This window comes from Pseudoglutamicibacter cumminsii, assembly GCF_003143995.1.
GTDB lineage: Bacteria > Actinomycetota > Actinomycetes > Actinomycetales > Micrococcaceae > Pseudoglutamicibacter > Pseudoglutamicibacter cumminsii_B.
The window spans coordinates 219,334-238,427 of the sequence record NZ_QFWG01000001.1 but is presented as its reverse complement, the minus strand read 5'-3'; the positions used below and the strand labels follow the sequence as shown (position 1 = coordinate 238,427).

Here is a 19,094-nt window from a genome sequence, read left to right as displayed (position 1 = left end):
GCAGATCAACGTTTCGGCCGAATCTCGTCGCGGAGTCTTTTGTTGCGGAAACTTTCGCGCCCGGCCGTTGCACCTTCGTTGTCTACAGGAGCTAAACCGTGAAGAATTTTCAGCAGCCATCCGGCATGCCAATCCACAAGTACGTCCCTTTCCACGAGCAGATCACTGTTGACCTGCCGGACCGTACGTGGCCTGACCAGAAGATCACTAAGGCACCGCGTTGGTGCGCAGTCGACCTGCGCGACGGTAACCAGGCGCTCGTCGACCCGATGGACACCGACCGCAAACTCAAGCTGTTTCAGCTGTTGGTTGAGATGGGTTTCAAAGAGATCGAGGTTGGTTTCCCTGCCGCGTCCCAAACGGATTTTGATTTCGTCCGCCACCTGATCGATAACGACCTGATCCCTGAAGACGTCACGATCCAGGTTCTGACGCAGTCGCGTGAGCACCTCATCGAGCGTACCTTTGAAGCCCTCGACGGCGTTCACCGCGCGATCGTGCACCTCTACAACTCGACCTCGATCCTTCAGCGCCGCGTCGTGTTCCGCCAGGATGAGGACGGCATCGTCGATATCGCGTTGACGGGCGCTCGCTTGTGCAAGAAGTACGAAGAGCAGATGTCGGGTGACACCGAGATCATCTACGAGTACTCGCCGGAGTCATACACGGGCACCGAGCTCGAGTTCGCGCGCCGCATCGTTGACGAGGTCGTCGAAGAGTTCGGCGCAACACCTGACAACCCGATCATCATCAACCTGCCTGCGACGGTCGAAATGGCGACCCCGAACGTGTACGCAGACTCGATCGAGTGGATGCACCGCAATCTCAAGAACCGCGAATCCATCATCCTCTCGCTCCACCCGCACAACGACCGCGGAACCGGCGTCGCCGCTGCGGAACTGGGCTACATGGCTGGCGCTGACCGCATCGAAGGCTGCTTGTTCGGTAACGGTGAGCGCACCGGTAACGTCGACCTCGTCGCGCTGGGCATGAACATGTTCAGCCAGGGTGTTGATCCTGAGATCGACTTCTCCGACATGGACAAGATCCGCCGCACGGTCGAGTACGCGAACCAGATGCCGATCCCAGAGCGCGTGCCGTGGGGCGGCGACTTGGTCTTCACCGCGTTCTCCGGTTCGCACCAGGACGCGATCAAGAAGGGCTTCGAAGCGATGGCGGCCGATGCCGCGGCAGCCGGCAAGACCGTCGACGAAATGGTCTGGGCTGTCCCGTACCTGCCGATCGACCCACGCGATGTGGGCCGCACCTACGAGGCCGTGATCCGCGTGAACTCGCAGTCCGGTAAGGGCGGCGTCGCCTACCTGCTGAAGGCTGACTACGGTTTGAATCTGCCGCGTCGCCACCAGGTCGAGTTCTCGCAGGTCGTCCAGAAGCACACGGAGACCTCCGGAACCGAGGTCACGTCCGAGCAGCTGTGGAACGTCTTCACCGACGAGTACCTTCCATCCAAGCAAGACGATGAGCAGTGGGGCTACTTCCGCCTGCTCAACGTTGAGAGCGCACACGAGCCGAACGATTCGGTCAAGCTCACCGCAACCATGAAGATCGATGGTATTGAGCGTGTCCGCACCTCTACCGGTAACGGCCCTATCGATGCCCTCGTGAACCTGCTCAACGCTGAAGGCGTCGATGTGCGGGTCATGGACTACTCCGAGCACGCGCTCGAGGCCGGTGGCGCCGCTCGCGCAGCCGCGTACATCGAGGCCGCAGTTGATGGCCGCATCCTGTGGGGTGTGGGCATCCACACCAACACGACACTCGCTGGCTTGAACGCGGTGATCTCCGCTGTCAACCGCGCGATCCGCGACCGCCAGGCGGCAGCCGCTTCCGCATCGTAATCAAACATTCAGTCCGTGTGGGTGGGGTGCGCATTCAACCGCGCACCCCACCCACACGTGTGTCAGCTCCTGTATATAGGGTGTAGGTATGGCCCGTGGTTCAACTTTCTCGGCGCGTTCCTTCAGGGATCGCGCTGTTGTGTTGCGCCATTACAAGCTCGCGGAGGCTGACCGCATCGTGGTGTTGCTGACGCAGGCGCACGGTCAGGTGCGGGCTGTCGCGAAGGGTGTCCGTCGGACGTCCTCGCGGTTCGGTGCGGTGCTGGAACCGGGCATGGTCATCGACGCTCAGTTCGCTAAGGGCCGGAACCTGGACACCGTGACGCAGGCGCAGATCGTGGAGGCATACGGCGCCGCGTTGAGCGCGGACTATGTTCGCTACAGTTGCGCCGCCGTCATGGTTGAGGTCGCCGAAAAGCTCACGCGTGATGATGCGGATTCGACCCACACGCAGTTCACGCTGCTCTACGGGGCGCTGAATGCGCTTGCGAACAGCCAGTTGCATCCGTTCGCTGTGCTGGATTCCTATATTCTGCGTTCGCTGGCCGTGGCAGGCTGGGCGGCGTCGTTCGCTGAATGCGTTCGATGCGGTATGCCTGGCCCTCATCGCAGTGTCAACGTTCCGCTCGGTGGAGCTGTGTGCCCCGATTGCCGTCCCGCTGGCTCCCGCAGTCCCTCGCCTGAGGTCATGGACCTGCTGGATGCCTTGAACACGGGGGAGTGGGAGAGGGTTCAGCGCGCCGATCAGGCAACGATGCGGCAGGCCGGTGAGATCGTGACACAATATGTGCAGTGGCACCTCGAACGTTCGGTTAAGTCGTTGAGTGTGCTGGATCGCGCGCAGGAAGTTTAGGTCGGAGGTTTGCGCTCATAGTGGCTGATGTTTCTTCCGCTTCGGTTCCCGCCCCGGGCGAGGGGCCTGTCCGCTTCGCTCCGGGATATAAGAAGTCTTTATTGCCTCGTCATGTTGGCATCGTGATGGATGGCAACGGCCGATGGGCGAATCAGCGGGGCCTGCCACGCACAGAGGGGCACAGGGCGGGGGAGCAGGCGCTTCTGGATGTTGTTGCTGGCGCTATTGAGGCCGGCATCAAGCATGTTTCGGTGTACGCGTTTTCTACTGAGAACTGGAAGCGCAGCCCTGAAGAGGTCCGCTTCCTGATGGGTTTGTCGCGCGATGTTTTGCGCCGGCAACGTGACACGTTGAACGAGTGGGGTGTTCGTGTCCGCTGGTCTGGTGAACCCGGGCGGTTGTGGAAGTCCGTCATTTCTGAATTGCAGACTGCCGAAGAGATGACGCGGAACAACACCGTGATGGATCTAGTGATGTGTGTCAATTACGGCGGCCGTTCCGAGATCATGCACGCGGTCCAGGCTTTGGCATCCGATTACGCTTCCGGTGCGGTCTCTGCGCGAGGGATCACGGAGAAAGCGCTAGGCGCGCGGATGTATCAGCCGGACCTGCCCGACGTTGATTTGTTCTTGCGTACCTCGGGGGAGCAGCGGATCTCGAACTTCTTGCTGTGGCAGTCCGCGTACGCCGAATTGGTTTTCCTAGACACGTTGTGGCCGGACATGAACCGCGAAGTGTTCTGGCATTCCTTAGAGCAGTATGTTTCGCGGGACCGCCGTTTTGGTGGTGCGGTGAATAAGCCGGTTTCGTTGGATTCTCCGCATGAAGCGCCGCCGGCCAACTCAGGCGGAGCAGAGGTTTAGCTCATGCATTGTGAGCGTTGTTGTGATCCGGGCAGTTGTGTTGATCAGGAAGTTGCTTGATGCGTTTTTACCCTACGTTTTTTAAGCTTGCGTTCTCGGGCATGGATGCTGAGAAGGCGCACCACATCGGTTTTTCGATGATCAAGTTGGCTGAGAAGTGCGGCCTCGGCGCGGTCCTGCGGCGCTGGACCCGCCCATCGACGCCTGTGCGCGTCATGGGGCTGACGTTCCCTTCGGCGTTTGGTCTGGCCGCTGGCTTCGATAAGCACGGAGACGGCACCACCGCGCTCACGAACCTTGGTTTCGGCCACATCGAAGTCGGAACGGTGACGGGCCAGGCACAAGACGGCAACCCTCAGCCTCGTCTGTTCCGTCTGGTGGAGGACAAGGCGCTCATCAACCGCATGGGCTTCAATAACGAAGGCGCGGCCGCGATCGCACCGCGTTTGGCGCGCACGCGTGAGGTTTTGAGCCGCCGCGCGGGCATCCGCCCGATCATCGGCGTGAACATCGGCAAGACCAAGGTTGTTGAGCTCGAGAACGCGGTTGATGATTACCGTCTTTCGGCTCGCACGCTGGCTCCGTACGCCGATTACATGGTTGTCAACGTTTCCTCGCCGAATACGCCGGGCTTACGGATGCTCCAGGACATCGAATCGTTGCGTCCGCTGCTCACTGCGGTGCGTGAAGAGGCCGATGCGGTGGTCACTGATCGCCACGTGCCTCTGGCTGTCAAGATTGCCCCGGACCTCGCGGACGAAGACGTTCGCGATGTAGCCCGTTTGGCTCAGGACCTGGGCCTGGATGCGGTCATCGCTACCAACACGACGATTAAGCGTGAGCCACTTTCGACGCCAACGAATGAGGTTGCGGCTCTCGGCGCGGGTGGCTTGTCCGGCCGCCCACTACGCGAGCGCTCGATCGAGGTCCTAGAGATCCTGCGAGAGTCCCTTCCGAAAGATATCGCAATCATCTCCGTTGGTGGCGTGACGTCTGGTGACGACGTCGTTGAGCGCATCGAGGCCGGCGCGGATCTGGTTCAGGGCTACACGGCTTTCCTGTATGAGGGGCCGTTCTGGGTGCACCGCATCAACCGTGCCCTCAAGAAAGCCTATGGCCGGAAGTAAAACTCGGCACACGCGTCGATAGCAGGCTCCTTAAACGGTTCGGGACCCACCATGCAGGTGGGTCCCGAACCGTTTCTACCTCGTGAGCTCTCCTGAGTTGGTGAGTTCTACTCGATTCGTCAGGTCTACTCTGGGTAGTGGCCGCGCTTATTCTGCGGCTTAGGCTGGCGCATCGGACGGAACTGCAGCGCACGCATGAACGCGTACCACATCGTCCCCTTTTGGACTTCGCCGAACTTCGCGAGCAAGCGCTTCTTGAGCTGGCGGCTAGCCCAGATCCCGTCCACGATCACGATGAACAGGTAGATCCACATGATGAAGACCATGTTGGCCTGTGCTTCAGGTGGAAGGATCGAAGACATCAGGAGCGAGGTCACGAGGAACAGCACTACAACGATGAGCAACGTCTCACCGATGGATGTGCGGGCGTCGATGAACTCGCGGGCGTAGCGACGCTGCGGACCCTTGTCGCGGGCAAGCAGGTAACGCTCATCGCCGGTGCGCATGCCTTCACGGATGCGTGCGGCTTCTGCGGCGCGGCGCTCACGTTCGCGTTGCTTCGAGACTGCCGGGGAACCGCCCACCAAAGGGCGGCGGTTCTTTGCTTCCTGTTCACGGCGCGATGGGGTAGGACCCTTCTTGGCGCCAGGTGCCCTGCCCTTGTCTTCTTCCACTACAGGTTCCGGGGTGTTCCCCGCCTGTTCATTCTTTTTACGACCAAACACGGCCCTTATCTTATCGGTCTTTGCACTGTTTACCGAACAGCGACGTGTTCTTGCACACGTTGCTCGTATTAGTGTTGGTTCTATGACACCTACAAACCCAACTCATTCCGCTGTGCCTTCTGAGATCATCGATCAGCTCCGCGCCGCAGTTGACGGCCAACGCGAGCATCTCATCAATGAGCTCAGCGCACTCGTTGAGATCCCATCGATCGCATGGGATGACCTCGATCCACAGCCTGTTATCGACTCGGCCGAGGCTGTTGCGGAGCTTTTCCGTTCCGCTGGCCTGGATGATGTCCGCATCCTTTCGGCCGCCCGTCCCGATGGGGTAGAGGGCCGTCCTGCGGTCATCGCGCGTCGTGAGGCCGCTGAGGGCATGCCTACTGTTCTGATGTACGCGCACCACGATGTGCAGCCAACCGGTGACCTCGAGCTGTGGAACACGGATCCTTGGAAGGCAACCGAGGTCGATGGGCGCCTGTATGGGCGCGGAACCGCCGACGACAAGGCCGGCATCATGGTCCACCTCGGCGCACTGCGCGCTGTCGATCAGGTCGCAGCAGCAACGGGCTTGGGCCTCACGTACTTCATTGAGGGGGAGGAGGAAGCCGGTTCGCCGTCTTTCGCCAACTTCCTGAAGGAAAACCGCGATGCGCTCAAGGCCGACGTCATTATCGTGGCCGATTCCAGCAACTGGAAGGTAGGTCAGCCCGCACTGACCACGTCGCTGCGCGGCTTGACTGCAGGTGAGTTCGAGGTACGCGTACTCGAGCATGCGGTTCACTCGGGTGTATTCGGCGGGCCTGTTTTGGATGCCCCGACGATCGCGGCCCGCTTGGTCTCGACCCTCCACGATGAGAACGGCGACGTGGCGGTAGAGGGACTCGCGACCGCTTCCAGCGCTGAGATCGATTACGAGGAAGCTGATTTCCGTGCCGACGCCAACGTCGTCGATGGCTTGCAGCTCGCTGGTACCGGTTCGATCGCAGACCGCTTGTGGCGTAAGCCAGCCATTTCGCTCATCGGTATGGACATCACCAACGTTTCGTTGTCTTCGAACACAATCATCCCGATGGTGCGCGGCAAGGTATCGGTGCGTCTGGCCCCGGGACAGGATCCAGCACTAGCTGCGAAGGCGATGGAAGATCACTTCGCTAAGCAGAACATCTTTGGCGCACAGATCACGTACAAGACCACCGAGGTTGGTCCATCGTTTGCAACCGACACATCGTCCACGGCAGCTCAGGCGAAGATGTGGGCGCTCGAGCAGGCATGGAACGTCAAGCCGGTAGAAATGGGCTTGGGTGGATCGATCCCATTCATCGGTGATCTGCAGGAAGTCTTCCCAGACGCTGAGATTCTCGTCACAGGTATCGAGGACCCAGACACGCGAGCACACTCGGCCAACGAATCACTTCACATTGAAGACTTCTACAAGGCCACGCTTTCCGAAGCATTGCTGCTCGCGCACCTCGCTTCAAGCGCCTCAAACCGCTAAGACCCGGGGTCTACACTAGAGACAACACAGAGTGTTCGATGGCGGTAGAAAAACCGCCATCGAACACCGCACAAAACACGGCACGCTGAGACACTGCGTGTTGGGTATGGAGGTTTTCTCATGACAACTGCTGCAGAAACTGCAAGCCACGAAGTCACTTTGACCGACGGCGCTGCCGGTAAGGTCCGTGAACTGCTTCAGCAGGAAGGTCGCGATGACCTTCGTCTGCGTGTAGCTGTTCAACCGGGCGGCTGCTCTGGACTGATTTACCAGCTGTACTTCGACGAGCGAGTCCTGGACGGCGACGCCATCCGCGATTTCGACGGCGTTGAACTCATCGTGGACCAGATGTCGGCCCCATATCTTGCGGGATCGACCGTCGACTTCGAAGATTCCATCGAGAAAGTCGGTTTCACGATCGACAACCCGAACGCTGCAGGCTCATGCGCATGCGGCGACTCGTTCCACTGACCAACTATTAAGTGCTTTCGGCGTGCCAACTGTGCGCCGAAAGCCAAAGAGCGGTACTCTCTTATAAGAGTAGGTGTGCCAGTTCTAGGACTGGCCGCCGCTTACACATCACGTCATCCGCATACACTCAAGAGGAAGGGCCGTCTGTGAGTTCGCAAGTTCGGACCAGCGGTCGCGTCAAGACTAAGGTCTTCGGCGGGATCCTTGCCGTTGGGGCACTAGCCCTCGCGGGATGCACCCCCGTGTCCAAGAATGGCTTCCTGCCCCTGGAAGATCTGGACACGACCAACCACACTCGCGCACTCGCTGAGCTGTGGAATCACTCCTGGATCGCCTCGCTGGTAATCGGTGTGATTACCTGGGGCTTGGCTCTGTGGTGCATCGTTGCCTACCGCCGCCGCAAGGGCGATACCGGCTATCCAAAGCAGCTGAGCTACTCGCTGCCACTCGAGGTCTTCTACACGGCGGTCCCGATCGCCATTGTCATGACCTTCTTTATTTTCACCCACCGCACCCAGCAGAAGGTCGACACTCCAGTTGACTCTCCGCTGACCGTTAACGTTTACGGCAAGCAGTGGGCTTGGGACTTCAACTACGACTACGAGGGCGAACAGCGCTACCAGGTCACGACCCAGGTGCACGAGCCAGGCAAGGTCGTTGACGAGTCCAAGCTCCCAACGCTCTACCTCCCAGTTAACGTTCCGGTTCACTTCCAGTTGAACTCGCGTGATGTGATCCACTCGTTCTGGATTCCTGCGTTCCTTCAGAAGATGGACATGATCCCAGGTAAGCAGAACCACATGTGGCTCACCCCGCAGAAGGAAGGCACCTACCAGGTAAGTGTGCTGAGCTCTGTGGTGAATACCACTCCGAGATGATCTTCCAGGTGAAGGTTGTTTCTGAGGAAGAATTCAAGAAGCAGCTCGCGAAGATGGAGAAGGGCAGCCTGAAGGAGGAGTACAACCGCCTTGAGGTTACTCCGACTAACGACCCTTCCTACCACCGTCTGACCGGCGAAGAAGAGCCGAGCCGAGAAGGGAAGTGATGACTCGTGGCAACATTTGAATACTCGACCAACGAGTCTCGCACCGTAGCTCAGTCGGTGGTGCCTAAGTCCAAGGGACGCATCATCGTCGACTGGATTACGACGACTGACCACAAGAAGATCGGTTACCTTTACCTGATCTCTGCGTTTATTTTCTTCTGCATCGCCGGTGTCATGGCGTTGCTGATCCGTGCTGAGCTCTTCGAGCCAGGTATGCAGATTCTGCACACCAAGGAGCAGTACAACCAGCTGTTCACGATGCACGGCACCTTGATGCTGCTGATGTTCGGTACGCCGCTCTTCGCTGGCTTCGCGAACGTCCTCATGCCAGTACAGATCGGTGCACCGGATGTGGCTTTCCCACGTCTGAACGCTCTGGCTTTCTGGTTCTTCCTGTTCGGCTCGCTCATTGCGATGTCGGGTTACATCACCCCACAGGGTGCAGCATCCTTCGGTTGGTTCGGTTACGCCCCACTTGCGTCCACGACCTTCAGCCCTGGTTTGGGCGGCGACCTCTGGGTCTTCGGTCTTGCGCTTCAGGGCTTCGGTACCATCTTCGGTGCGGTCAACTTCATCACCACGATCATCACCTTGCGTGCACCTGGTATGACCATGTGGCGCATGTCAATCTTCTCGTGGAACACGCTGATCACCTCGATGCTGATCCTCATGGCGTTCCCACCATTCGCAGCAGCACTGTTCGCCCTTGGCGCTGACCGCCGCTTGGGTGCCCAGATCTTCGACGCCGCCAACGGTGGCCCGATTCTCTGGCAGCACCTGTTCTGGTTCTTCGGTCACCCAGAGGTTTACATTCTCGCTCTGCCGTTCTTCGGTGTGGTTTCCGAGATCTTCCCAGTCTTCTCCCGTAAGCCAATCTTCGGTTACAAGGGTCTCGTGTTCGCGACTATCGCGATTGCAGCTCTTTCGGTGGCAGTCTGGGCACACCACATGTACGTCACTGGCTCGGTTATGCTTCCGTTCTTCGGTTTCATGACCATGCTGATTGCTGTCCCGACCGGTGTGAAGTTCTTCAACTGGCTCGGTACGCTGTGGCGCGGTTCCATCACGTTTGAGACTCCGATGATCTGGAGCCTCGGCTTCCTTACGACCTTCCTCTTCGGTGGTCTCACCGGTATTACGTTGTCCTCGGCTCCGCTGGACTTCCACGTGTCCGATACCTACTTCGTTGTGGCTCACTTCCACTACGTGATCTTCGGTACCGTTGTGTTCGCGATGTTCGCAGGCTTCTACTTCTGGTGGCCAAAGTGGACCGGCAAGATGCTCAACGAGCGCCTGGGCAAGATTCACTTCTGGCTCGTGTTCATCGGCTTCCACCTGACCTTCCTGGTTCAGCACTGGCTCGGCGTCATGGGTATGCCACGTCGTTACGCTGACTTCCTGCAGTCGGATGGCTTCACCGCCATGAACCAGGTCTCCACCGTCGGTGCAATGATCCTTGCAGTCTCGATGATTCCGTTCTTCCTGAACGTATTCATCACCCACCGCAACGGTCGCCGCGTACAGGTTGATGACCCATGGGGCTTCGGCGCCTCGCTCGAGTGGGCAACTCCTTGCCCGCTCCCACGTCACAACTTCTACTCGCTGCCACGCATTCGCTCCGAGCGCCCGGCCCTCGACCTGCACCACCCAGAGCTCGCCTCGGGTCGTGTAACTCCGAAGGGCGCAGTGGCAACCATCTTCGGTCCTGCTGACCAGGGAGATAAGTGATTAGGTTATGAAAACTAGCGGTTACTTTTTCCTTGCTGGCATCTTCTTCTTCATCCCGGTCGGAATCGTTTACGGTTTCCTGACTAACTTCGAAGAGTGGGTTGGCTTCCCAGCACTGGTTCTGCTCGGTCTGATGACCGGCATGATCGGTTACTACTTCAACAAGCACGCCAAGTTGTCTGATGCTCTGCCAGAAGATAACAATGACGGCGAGATCGCTGATCGTGCAGGCATCTACGGCCAGTTCACCCCATGGTCCTGGTGGCCACTCATGTTGGGTACCGGCGTAGCTATCGGCTTCGCGGGCCTGGCTATCGGCTGGTGGGTTTTCTACATCGGCCTTGGTGCTGTAGCAGTCGGCGTCATCGGCTGGGCATTCGAGCTCAACCGTGGCTCCTACCGCCACTAATCATTAGCTGATTCAGACTGCGGGTTTCCACACTACGGTGTGGGAGCCCGCAGCTGTTTAACCAGGTAAACGAGCTTTAGTGGATATAGTTGAGACGTAAGCCCTCGTCGTTTCTTATCTTCACGTGTCATTCCTTCTGCGGCAGGACCTTCCATGAAGAACTCGTCAGTTATCACCGAGAGCATTACTAGAACATCATCGAGCGTAGACACCTCAGTCCCAGCCAACTCCGCTCCACTAGTTGCAAGCACAGACATCATCCTCCAAGCACTCGTTGAGACCTGGAGACAACATCCTATGGGCGCTCAAGGCCCGGCACAGCGTGGTCAGCGCAGTCGAGAAGCGTATAAGCGCTCAGACGGCCTCACAGAAGCTCTACGCGGCGTACTACTGCAAATACCTCCCGGTGTGCGGCTGCCGGGGGAGCGGCCACTGGCTGAGGCACTCCAGGTCTCCCGCACCACGCTACGAACTGCGGTAGAGACGTTGGAGCGGGAAGGTTACGTGCGGGTACAGCCTGGTAGGGGGACCCGTTCAGCCCGGCCTCAAGCAACACCGCCTACATACGGGTTGCGCACGTTCGCAGAGGAGATGCGTTTGCGGCATCGCACTCCAAGCGTGCGTCTGATTCGTCACGAAGTCGTCAAGGCAACGAATCTTCTCGCTCGTGAGCTACGTATTGAGCCGGGGGAGGAGATCCTGTATCTGCAGCGCCTCCATAGCGCGGATGAGGCGCCTGCTGCAGTCGAAGAGATGTATGTGGCATTGCGCCGCGTGCCAGGCCTCTTGGAGGGCCGCCCGAGCGCTCAGATCGAAAAGCACTTAGCTGAACGATGCAATGTTTCGTTGGATCGCTCATTGGAGCAGATTGAGGCTGTAACAGCAACGCTGTTGCAGGAGCGGATGCTCAACCTGAACTCTAAGGCGGCACTCCTGCAGATCGTGCGTCACCAGTTCTCAGGCGACAACGTGGTGATCTTCAGCGGTACGTTCTACAGGCCTGAGGCATTCCCGATCAGGCTTGATCTCAGGCGCCAGTAGAGCTTTTAACTGCATGACTGCAGATGGAGATGGCGGCCCTGCCAATGCTCTATCAGCCACCGATCGTGGCTCGCTATGATCAGTGTTCCCGGACAGTCACGTAAGGCTCGTTCCAACGACTCGATGGTGTCGAGATCCAGATAGTTGGTTGGCTCATCCACGATCAGTGTTGTCGGGTGTGCTGATATGGCAACAGCTAATTGCGCTCTGCGTTGGTTTCCATCCGACAACTCAGGAATCGGGGTAGACCACATTGCTGGGTGGATGACGCCCTTACCGAGCTCGCCCACACCGTTGCACCAAGTATCAACGGTGAACCCCGGGTCGTTTTCCATTGGAAGTCGTTGCGGAACCATAGTCACGGGCTCCTTGCGAGTTATGCTCCCTGACGAGAGGACGCCCTCGGGCGGCTGAGCGGTGGCGATCCACTGCAGCAAAGTCGATTTTCCGGCACCGTTTTCGCCAGTTACAAGAAGGTGTTCACCGGCAGATAGGTCGAGGTCGCACGGTGTCAGCCGGTGCTCGACAGCAACGTGCCGAATGCTGAGAGCTAGGCCTTCTTGTGGCTTTGGAGTTGGGATGCTGAGTTCGAGTTGATAGTCGCGTGGCTTACGGACTTCGCGCTCTTCTAGTCGCTTTAGCTTGACGTCATCGTTGCGTGTGCGTTTGACGGATGTCGCGGCTGCGCGGTCGGCGAAGAACTTCTTTGCCATACCCCTCGCGGTCTTGAGACGTACCCCGCCGCGCGCGATTGTCATGCTCTCGTTACGGTGCTCGCGTATCTGACGTTTATCTGCTTGTTGCTCGGCGTGAATCTGACGATGTGATTGCCTAGCTTTTTCTTTCGCGTCGAGATACTGCGAGTAGTTGCCACCGTTACGGAACAGTCCACCTGTAAGCTCGTGGCCTTCTGCTCTAGCGAGCTCTTGCCAAACCGTGATGTCCATGTCGTAGATGACAGTCGCAACGTTCTCAATGAACAAACGGTCGTGACTGCTTGCAAGCACAGGGCCGGGCCACCTGGAGACCATCGCGGTGAGGAAGTCGATCGCCTCACGGTCCAGGTGATTTGTCGGTTCATCGAGTATCAGCACGTCTGGTCGTAGCGTGAGTAGCGTAGCTAAGTGAAGGCGTGCACGCTGACCGGGGGAGAGACTCGTGAGCAGACGCTCCGAAGAACCAGAAAGCGCCCCTAGACCTAGGCCTTCAAGTGTTTCATCTAGGCGTGCTTCGAGTGACCAGACATCGCGTGCGGTCATCGCTGCCAAAAGCTGGTCATATTCGCGCTCGACGCCGGTGTCGCCAGTAGATAGCGATGCAGTGGTTTCTTCGAAGCGTCTCGACAGTTCATGCAACGGTGCCAACGCGGTCGCAAAATACTCCGCTACAGTACCGCTGAAGCGTTCCGGTTCTGGAATCGGTGCGCCAACAACCCCGGAGGTGATACGACCGCTGTCTGGTTTAAGTAGCCCCGAGGCGAAGTTCAGGAGCGTGGTTTTGCCACAGCCATTGGGTCCCACAAGGAAGGCTCGCTCACCATCACCAACGTTGAGTGACACCTCATCTAGTACCTGGTGTGAACCGTATGCGAAAGAAATATGATCGAGCTTGATGGAAGGCATAGTGATCTCCTGAGCATTGCTAGGTTCTAGCAACACAATGGGCACCTATAGCGTGCCGACTGCTGCCGTTAGAAGCGGGGGTGGAGTTCATTTGTTCATGACTATGTATCATACACACCAGTTGAGCGTGGCTGTTGGCTAGAAGGATGCTGTCGACAGAGCCCGGGTAACGCAAAGGGTGGGTTCGAAACCATAGTTTCGAACCCACCCTTTGACTGTGTGGTGTTGAAGCTTACTTCTCTACCGAACGGTGATCAGATCCTTCGATCTCATCGTGGTGTTCGTGAGCTGCTTCGAGTTCTGCCGGGGTGACCGGTGCGACGCGGTCCTCGAGGAAGAACTTGGCCCACTTGGCGCGGCGACGCTCCTTCTTGGTGATCTTGCCGTCTTCATCAGGCTGAGCCGGGATGTAGGCAGGCGAGTTGTAGGAGACCAGCTGCCAGCGGTCGTACTCGCTGAGCTGGGTGTGCTTCTCGTGGAAGCCACCCTCTGGGCTCATCAGAACGATGCCGGATTCGCTACCGTGCAAGACGGTCTCGCGGTCCTTACGCTGAAGCGCGAGGCAGATACGGCGGGTAATGATGAAGCCGAGGATTGGGCCCAGGAAGAACAGGACGCGCAACCAGTAGGTGACGTCGTTGAGCGAAACCTTGAAGTGCGTTGCTACGAGGTCAGAGGACGCTGCCGCCCACATGACGCAGTAGAAAATCACACCTGCAACACCAACGGCCGTACGGAACGGAGCGTTACGTGGACGGTCGAGGATGTGGTGCTCGCGGTTGTCCTTGGTGATCCAGCGTTCGATCCATGGCCAGCCGAACATCAGCGCAAACAGGAACAGTGCCGGGCCGAGCGCTGGCAAGAGCACTGCGAATGCGAAGGTGTTGTCGCCCCATGGGAAGGATATGTGACGCTCGAACGAGAAGTCGCCGAGCATACCTGGCATGAGACGCAACGCGCCGTCAACCCAACCGATGTACCAGTCAGGCTGAGTACCAGCGGAGACCGGCGACGGGTCGTATGGACCGTAGTGCCAGATCGCGTTGATCTGGAATACACCCGAGATGAATGCCAACGCACCGAAGACGACGAAGAAGAAACCGCCAGCCTTTGCTGCGTAAACAGGACCAACTGGGTAGCCGACAACGTTGTTGTTGGTGCGGCCTGGGCCAGGGTACTGGGTGTGCTTGTGCACTACGACCATCATCAAGTGGACAACGATCATTGCGAGGATCATCGCTGGAACCACAAGGATGTGCAGCACGTAGAGGCGAGGAATGATGTGTTCGCCTGGGAACTCGCCACCGAACAGGAACATCGAGATGTAGGTACCGACGACCGGGATCGCCTTGATAACACCGTCGATAATGCGCAGACCGTTACCGGAGAGGAGGTCGTCTGGCAGGGAGTAGCCGGTGAAGCCTGCCGCGAGGCCCAAGATGAGCAGTACGCAACCGACAACCCAGTTCAGTTCACGTGGACGGCGGAACGCGCCGGTGAAGAACACGCGCAGCATGTGAACGGACATTGCAGCTACGAAGAGCAGTGCAGCCCAGTGGTGCAGCTGGCGCATGAACAGGCCACCGCGAACGTCGAACGAGAGGTCGAGTGCGGTGTGGTAGGCCGCCGACATGCCGATCCCCTGGAGGCCAGGGTAGGAGCCGGTGTAGGTGACGTGCGTCATCGATGGATCGAAGAAGAACGTCAGGAACGTACCGGACAGCAGGAGGATCACGAACGAGTAGAGGGCAACCTCACCGAACATGAATGACCAGTGGTCTGGGAAGACCTTGCGGCCGAACTCCTTGACAAGCGCCTGAGCGCCGGTACGGGTGTTAACGAAGTTGGCAATGCGACCAGTTTTGGTCTTTGCCTGGTATTCAGTCACTGTGTTGGTCATAGTGATCAACCACGCTCCCAGTAGCTCGGGCCGACAGGCTCCTGGAAGTCGCTACGGGCGACAAGGAAGCCTTCATCGTCAACGGTGATTGGAAGCTGCGGCAGAGCGTGCGACGCCGGGCCGAAGACAACCTTGCACTCCTGCGTGAGGTCGAACGTCGACTGGTGGCATGGGCACAGCAGGTGGTGTGTGTGCTGCTCGTACAGTGCGATCGGGCAACCGACGTGGGTGCAGATCTTGGAGTATGCAACGATGCCGTTGACGTGCCAGTCTTCACGGCCAGGGGAGATGTGCATCTTCTCTTCAGACAGGCGCATGACCAGCACAACAGCCTTGGCCTTCTCGTTGAGCTTGTTCTCCTTGAGCTCGTTGAGGCCTTCAGGGATGACGTGTACTGCGGAGCCGATCTGGATGTCGGAAGCCTTGATTGGCAGACCGGAAGGGTCACGAACCAGGCGAACACCTTCGTGCCACATCGTGTGACGAAGCTGGTCGACCATCTGGTTTGCGGTCTTCTTGCTGCGGTCAAGGTCGCGGAACATGAAGATCGCTGGCAGCGGTGCGATTGCTGCTGCACCGATGAGGGTACCGGTGAGGACCTTACGGCGGCTCATACCGGACTCTTCAATGATCTCTTCGATCATCTGCTGAGCTTCAGCACGGCCAGCCTCTGGGGCAAGCTCGTGGCGCTCTTCAATGACCTCGTGGTCTGGCATGAGGGACTTAGCCCAGTGGATGATGCCGAGACCGATGCCGAGCATCGCGAATGCGGTACCCAGACCGATGAGGGTGTTCTGCAGACGCAGCTTGGTGCCGATTTCGATGCCGGTGTGGCCGACACCGAAGTAACCGAAGAAGAACAGGATTGTTCCCAGGATCGAGATCAGGAACAAAACGAAGACCTGGCGAGATGCTCGCTTTTCTGCCTTCGGATCAACGTCGGTGATACGCGGGGTGTGCGGCGGTAGACCGGGGTTCTGGAACTCCTTAGAAGTTCCTCCCTGACCGACCGGATCGACGGCACCCGACGTGTGCGGGTTGCCGTGACGTTCGTCGCTCATAGTGGCTTACTACCTTCTCTTAGATGTGCAAGTGGAGATGACGTATGCGTCCCCGGCCGGAGCCGGGGAGCACGTGGATCATTAGGCGCGACGCGACGTGATCCAGATGGTGAACGAGATGATCAGGGCGAGGCCGCCTGTCCAGATGAACAGACCCTCAGCCACAGGACCCAAACCACCGAGTGGGAAGCCGCCTGGGTTGCCCTCGTTCTCAAGCATCTTGAGGTAACCGAGAACCTGGCGCTTCTGCTCAGGCGGGAGGTTGGTGTCGTTGAAGACTGGCATGTTCTGAGGACCAGTGACCATGGCCTCATAGATGTGCTTCTCGGAAACGCCGTGAATGGTTGGTGCGTACTTACCGCGGGTCAGAGCACCACCGGATGCACCAGCGTTGTGGCACATAGCGCAGTTGACGCGGAAGATCGTACCGCCGTCAGCGATCTCTTCTGGAGTCAGGTTGGAGTGGTCCAGAACGTCGTCAGACGGAATAGCTGGGCCTGCACCGAGGGAAGCGACATAAGCCGAAAGGTCGGCGGTCTGCTGCTCGGAGAACTGCTTTGGCTTGATCTGAGCCTGTGGGCCCTGCATCTGCATAGGCATACGGCCGGTGCCAACCTGGAAGTCAACCGATGCTGCACCTACACCAATCAGGCTTGGGCCAGCAGGGGTGCCTTCGGCGTTAACGCCGTGGCAGGTTGCGCAGTTAGCAGAGAAAAGCTTGCCGCCGTTTTCTACGTCGCCCTCGGCTACAGCCTGGGCTTCAGCATTGGCGGAAGTTACGGAACCGGCAATTGTGTATACACCACCGGTCGCTACCAAGCCGAGCACAAGCAAGGCGAGGAGAGCGAGGGGCGATCGCCGGCGCTGGGACAAAGCCTTCACGTGCGGATCCTCAATTCGGGTTTGTGGGCAATGAAGTGATGACGGGCTAGGCCGCGTACTACTTCAGGATGTAGATGATGATGAACAGGGCCACCCACACTACGTCAACGAAGTGCCAGTAGTAGGAGACGACCATGGCAGAGGACGCTTCATGGGCACCGAAGTTGCGTGCCATGTAAGTACGTCCAATGACGATCAGGAAGGCAATCAGACCGCCGATCACGTGGAGGCCGTGGAAGCCCGTGGTGATGAAGAAGGCGGAACCGAAGGCCGAGGACGAGAACGTCACGCCTGCCTGTACAAGTTCGGCGTATTCGAAGGACTGCACGGCAACGAAGATGGCACCCATCAGGAACGACAGGATGAACCATTCCGCCAGCCCCCACTTGCTGATCTCGAAGATTCCACCGGTACGCCGCGGAACCGCAGGCTTACCGTGTGCTTCGACCTTGTTCACGCCAATCTGGCAGGTGAACGACGAAAGCACGAGGATCGTCGAGTTAATCAAGGCAAGAGGGAAGGCCAGATGCTGGGTATCCGCTGCCCAGACGTCTGGCCTTGTGGCCTTGAGGGTGAAATACATGGCGAATAGAGCCGCGAAGAACATCAGTTCGGACGACAGCCAAACGATGGTTCCGACGGCCACCATGTTGGGGCGGCGAGGAATGGCCTGCCCCTGCTTGCTGAGTGATGAAGTCGCAGTGGTCACGGAACCATTATCCCTATTTAGATCGATTTTGCCCAACGGCACGCCGCTGCAGATGTCTTGCATGACCGTTTAGCCGCTTACTCACAGGCTTTTAGAGGTTTCGCAACATAGGCTGCGGCATGTCGCTCTTAGGCTTATACGGCACCTGGCGTGTCTTAACCTCAAAGAGTTACATGATTGTCGTCACGTTCACCGCTTGTTGCCCCGTGACCTTGTAATCTGACCACGTGACGATGACTAATGAAACTTTCACCTGGCCCCAGATCCTCGCACCACTTATGGATGGTCGTGACATCACGACTGCTCAAGCCGCGTGGGCAATGCGCGAAATCATGCAAGGTTCCGCAACCGACGCCCAGGTTGCCGGCTTTCTGGTTGCGCTGAGGGCCAAGGGTGAAACGGTTGATGAGTTCACCGGCCTCGTTGATTCGATGGTCGCGGCGGCTCGTCCGCTCAATGTAACGGGGGAGACCCTCGACATCGTCGGCACTGGCGGCGACCGCCAGAACACCGTAAATATTTCGACGATGGCTTCGCTCGTATGCGCCGGCGCGGGTGCACGCGTCGTCAAGCACGGTAACCGTGCAGCATCCAGCTCGTCGGGCTCAGCTGATGTGATCGGGGCGCTCGGCGTCCGGCTCGACATCGAACCGGAGAAGCTCCTGCCTGTCCTTGAGAAGGCTGGGCTCACGTTCTGCTTTGCTCAGGTGTTCCACCCATCGATGCGGTTTGCAGCTCCGGCGCGTGCTCAGCTTGGAGTGCCGACGGCCTTCAACTTCATGGGCCCACTCACCAACCCGTCCGACCCGAGCGCTTCAGTGATTGGTTGTGCTATCGCCCCGATGGCGCCGATCATGGCTGGCGTTCTGGCCAAGCGCGGTAAGCGAGGACTCGTGTTCCGCGGCGAAGACGGCCTCGATGAGTTCACGACCACCGCGTCTAATAAGGTGTGGGAAGTCCGTGACGGCAATATCGAAACCTTCATGTTTGATGCCCAGGACATCGGTGTCCCACGGGCCACCCTGGACGACTTGCGTGGCGCGGACGCTGAGCACAACGCTCAGGTTGTGCGCGATGTGCTGGCGGGGGAGAAGGGTCCTATTCGCGATGCGGTTCTGCTCAACACGGCAGCCGCCTTGGTTGCTTTCGATCAAGACGCGACGGGCTCTTTCAAGGACCGGATAGCCGCAAAGTACGGCGCCGCAGAGGAATCGATCGATTCGGGCGCCGCTCAGAAGGTGCTTGAAGCATGGGTCTCCGCCACCCAAGAAAGCTAAGCAACCTAGGCAGACTAGACTTAA

Annotated in this window: 18 protein-coding genes and 1 pseudogene; 13 read left to right on the top strand and 6 right to left on the bottom strand. The window is 58.6% G+C overall.

Features of this window, described 5'->3' with window-relative positions; translation table 11 throughout:
• The first annotated feature begins 98 nt into the window (after nt 1–98).
• From leuA to CAY35_RS01100, 4 genes are all read left to right on the top strand, one after another.
• Nucleotides 99–1,859 carry a 2-isopropylmalate synthase gene (gene leuA, locus CAY35_RS01115; RefSeq protein WP_109302958.1) on the top strand — a complete coding sequence of 587 codons (1,761 nt, stop codon included), beginning with the start codon at nt 99–101 and terminating at the stop codon, nt 1,857–1,859.
• Between the two features lie 88 nt (nt 1,860–1,947).
• A complete protein-coding gene (gene recO / locus CAY35_RS01110) occupies nt 1,948–2,712 on the top strand; it encodes a DNA repair protein RecO (RefSeq protein ID WP_109302957.1) in 765 nt (254 codons plus the stop codon).
• A 20-nt stretch (nt 2,713–2,732) separates the two neighbouring features.
• A complete protein-coding gene (locus CAY35_RS01105; protein ID WP_258265566.1) occupies nt 2,733–3,575 on the top strand; it encodes an isoprenyl transferase in 843 nt (280 codons plus the stop codon).
• 59 nt (nt 3,576–3,634) lie between these two features.
• On the top strand, nt 3,635–4,702 hold the full coding sequence (locus CAY35_RS01100) for a quinone-dependent dihydroorotate dehydrogenase (RefSeq protein ID WP_101629314.1): 1,068 nt from the start codon (nt 3,635–3,637) through the stop codon (nt 4,700–4,702).
• Nucleotides 4,703–4,827: 125 nt separating this feature from the next.
• On the opposite strand, the gene CAY35_RS01095 is transcribed toward CAY35_RS01100, so the two are convergent.
• A complete protein-coding gene (locus CAY35_RS01095) occupies nt 4,828–5,427 on the bottom strand; it encodes a DUF3043 domain-containing protein (RefSeq protein WP_109302955.1) in 600 nt (199 codons plus the stop codon).
• Nucleotides 5,428–5,509: 82 nt separating this feature from the next.
• On the opposite strand from CAY35_RS01095, the gene CAY35_RS01090 reads away from it, so the two are divergent.
• The 8 genes and pseudogenes from CAY35_RS01090 to CAY35_RS09780 all read left to right on the top strand — a co-directional run bounded on the left by CAY35_RS01090 (nt 5,510) and on the right by CAY35_RS09780 (nt 11,619).
• The gene (locus CAY35_RS01090) at nt 5,510–6,925 is read left to right on the top strand and encodes a dipeptidase (protein ID WP_109302954.1); all 1,416 of its coding nucleotides are present in this window, start codon (nt 5,510–5,512) and stop codon (nt 6,923–6,925) included.
• Between the two features lie 120 nt (nt 6,926–7,045).
• The gene (gene erpA, locus CAY35_RS01085) at nt 7,046–7,396 is read left to right on the top strand and encodes an iron-sulfur cluster insertion protein ErpA (RefSeq protein WP_101629311.1); all 351 of its coding nucleotides are present in this window, start codon (nt 7,046–7,048) and stop codon (nt 7,394–7,396) included.
• Between the two features lie 146 nt (nt 7,397–7,542).
• Nucleotides 7,543–8,274 carry a cytochrome c oxidase subunit II gene (locus CAY35_RS01080; protein ID WP_309136511.1) on the top strand — a complete coding sequence of 244 codons (732 nt, stop codon included), beginning with the start codon at nt 7,543–7,545 and terminating at the stop codon, nt 8,272–8,274.
• Nucleotides 8,271–8,441, top strand: a complete 171-nt coding sequence (locus CAY35_RS10055) for a hypothetical protein (RefSeq protein ID WP_309136510.1) — start codon at nt 8,271–8,273, stop codon at nt 8,439–8,441. Before CAY35_RS01080 ends, CAY35_RS10055 begins: the two co-directional genes overlap by 4 nt.
• Before the next feature lie 6 nt (nt 8,442–8,447).
• Nucleotides 8,448–10,169, top strand: a complete 1,722-nt coding sequence (gene ctaD / locus CAY35_RS01075; protein ID WP_109302953.1) for an aa3-type cytochrome oxidase subunit I — start codon at nt 8,448–8,450, stop codon at nt 10,167–10,169.
• 7 nt (nt 10,170–10,176) lie between these two features.
• Nucleotides 10,177–10,578 (top strand): cytochrome c oxidase subunit 4, encoded by a 402-nt coding sequence (locus CAY35_RS01070; protein ID WP_101629308.1) that lies wholly within the window; start codon nt 10,177–10,179, stop codon nt 10,576–10,578.
• Between the two features lie 153 nt (nt 10,579–10,731).
• Nucleotides 10,732–11,100 (top strand): annotated as a pseudogene (locus CAY35_RS09975) (GntR family transcriptional regulator); the annotation flags it as partial.
• Between the two features lie 75 nt (nt 11,101–11,175).
• Nucleotides 11,176–11,619 (top strand): GntR family transcriptional regulator, encoded by a 444-nt coding sequence (locus CAY35_RS09780; RefSeq protein ID WP_258265565.1) that lies wholly within the window; start codon nt 11,176–11,178, stop codon nt 11,617–11,619.
• Between the two features lie 5 nt (nt 11,620–11,624).
• Here CAY35_RS09780 and CAY35_RS01060 read toward each other — a convergent pair whose 3' ends face one another.
• From CAY35_RS01060 to ctaE, 5 genes are all read right to left on the bottom strand, one after another.
• Complete coding sequence (locus CAY35_RS01060) at nt 11,625–13,241, bottom strand: ABC-F family ATP-binding cassette domain-containing protein (protein WP_109302951.1); 1,617 nt, start codon at nt 13,239–13,241, stop codon at nt 11,625–11,627.
• A 232-nt stretch (nt 13,242–13,473) separates the two neighbouring features.
• Nucleotides 13,474–15,141 carry a cytochrome bc1 complex cytochrome b subunit gene (gene qcrB, locus CAY35_RS01055; RefSeq protein ID WP_109303066.1) on the bottom strand — a complete coding sequence of 556 codons (1,668 nt, stop codon included), beginning with the start codon at nt 15,139–15,141 and terminating at the stop codon, nt 13,474–13,476.
• Nucleotides 15,142–15,146: 5 nt separating this feature from the next.
• Nucleotides 15,147–16,202 carry a cytochrome bc1 complex Rieske iron-sulfur subunit gene (gene qcrA, locus CAY35_RS01050; protein WP_101629305.1) on the bottom strand — a complete coding sequence of 352 codons (1,056 nt, stop codon included), beginning with the start codon at nt 16,200–16,202 and terminating at the stop codon, nt 15,147–15,149.
• Nucleotides 16,203–16,283: 81 nt separating this feature from the next.
• A complete protein-coding gene (gene qcrC, locus CAY35_RS01045; RefSeq protein ID WP_109302950.1) occupies nt 16,284–17,084 on the bottom strand; it encodes a cytochrome bc1 complex diheme cytochrome c subunit in 801 nt (266 codons plus the stop codon).
• 58 nt (nt 17,085–17,142) lie between these two features.
• Entirely contained in the window at nt 17,143–17,793 is a 651-nt protein-coding gene (gene ctaE / locus CAY35_RS01040) for an aa3-type cytochrome oxidase subunit III (RefSeq protein WP_109302949.1), read from the bottom strand.
• 233 nt (nt 17,794–18,026) lie between these two features.
• Between ctaE and trpD the strand changes: the two genes are divergently transcribed.
• On the top strand, nt 18,027–19,070 hold the full coding sequence (gene trpD, locus CAY35_RS01035; RefSeq protein ID WP_109303065.1) for an anthranilate phosphoribosyltransferase: 1,044 nt from the start codon (nt 18,027–18,029) through the stop codon (nt 19,068–19,070).
• The last annotated feature ends 24 nt before the right edge of the window (nt 19,071–19,094 follow it).

Coding starts and splice junctions, on each gene's coding strand:
- recO (WP_109302957.1), top strand. CDS start 1,948: ATGGCCCGTGGTTCAACTTTCTCGGCGCGTTCCTTCAGGGATCGCGCT.
- CAY35_RS01070 (WP_101629308.1), top strand. CDS start 10,177: ATGAAAACTAGCGGTTACTTTTTCCTTGCTGGCATCTTCTTCTTCATC.
- CAY35_RS01060 (WP_109302951.1), bottom strand. CDS start 13,241: ATGCCTTCCATCAAGCTCGATCATATTTCTTTCGCATACGGTTCACAC.
- trpD (WP_109303065.1), top strand. CDS start 18,027: ATGACTAATGAAACTTTCACCTGGCCCCAGATCCTCGCACCACTTATG.
- CAY35_RS01100 (WP_101629314.1), top strand. CDS start 3,635: ATGCGTTTTTACCCTACGTTTTTTAAGCTTGCGTTCTCGGGCATGGAT.
- qcrA (WP_101629305.1), bottom strand. CDS start 16,202: ATGAGCGACGAACGTCACGGCAACCCGCACACGTCGGGTGCCGTCGAT.
- qcrB (WP_109303066.1), bottom strand. CDS start 15,141: ATGACCAACACAGTGACTGAATACCAGGCAAAGACCAAAACTGGTCGC.
- erpA (WP_101629311.1), top strand. CDS start 7,046: ATGACAACTGCTGCAGAAACTGCAAGCCACGAAGTCACTTTGACCGAC.
- CAY35_RS01090 (WP_109302954.1), top strand. CDS start 5,510: ATGACACCTACAAACCCAACTCATTCCGCTGTGCCTTCTGAGATCATC.
- CAY35_RS10055 (WP_309136510.1), top strand. CDS start 8,271: ATGATCTTCCAGGTGAAGGTTGTTTCTGAGGAAGAATTCAAGAAGCAG.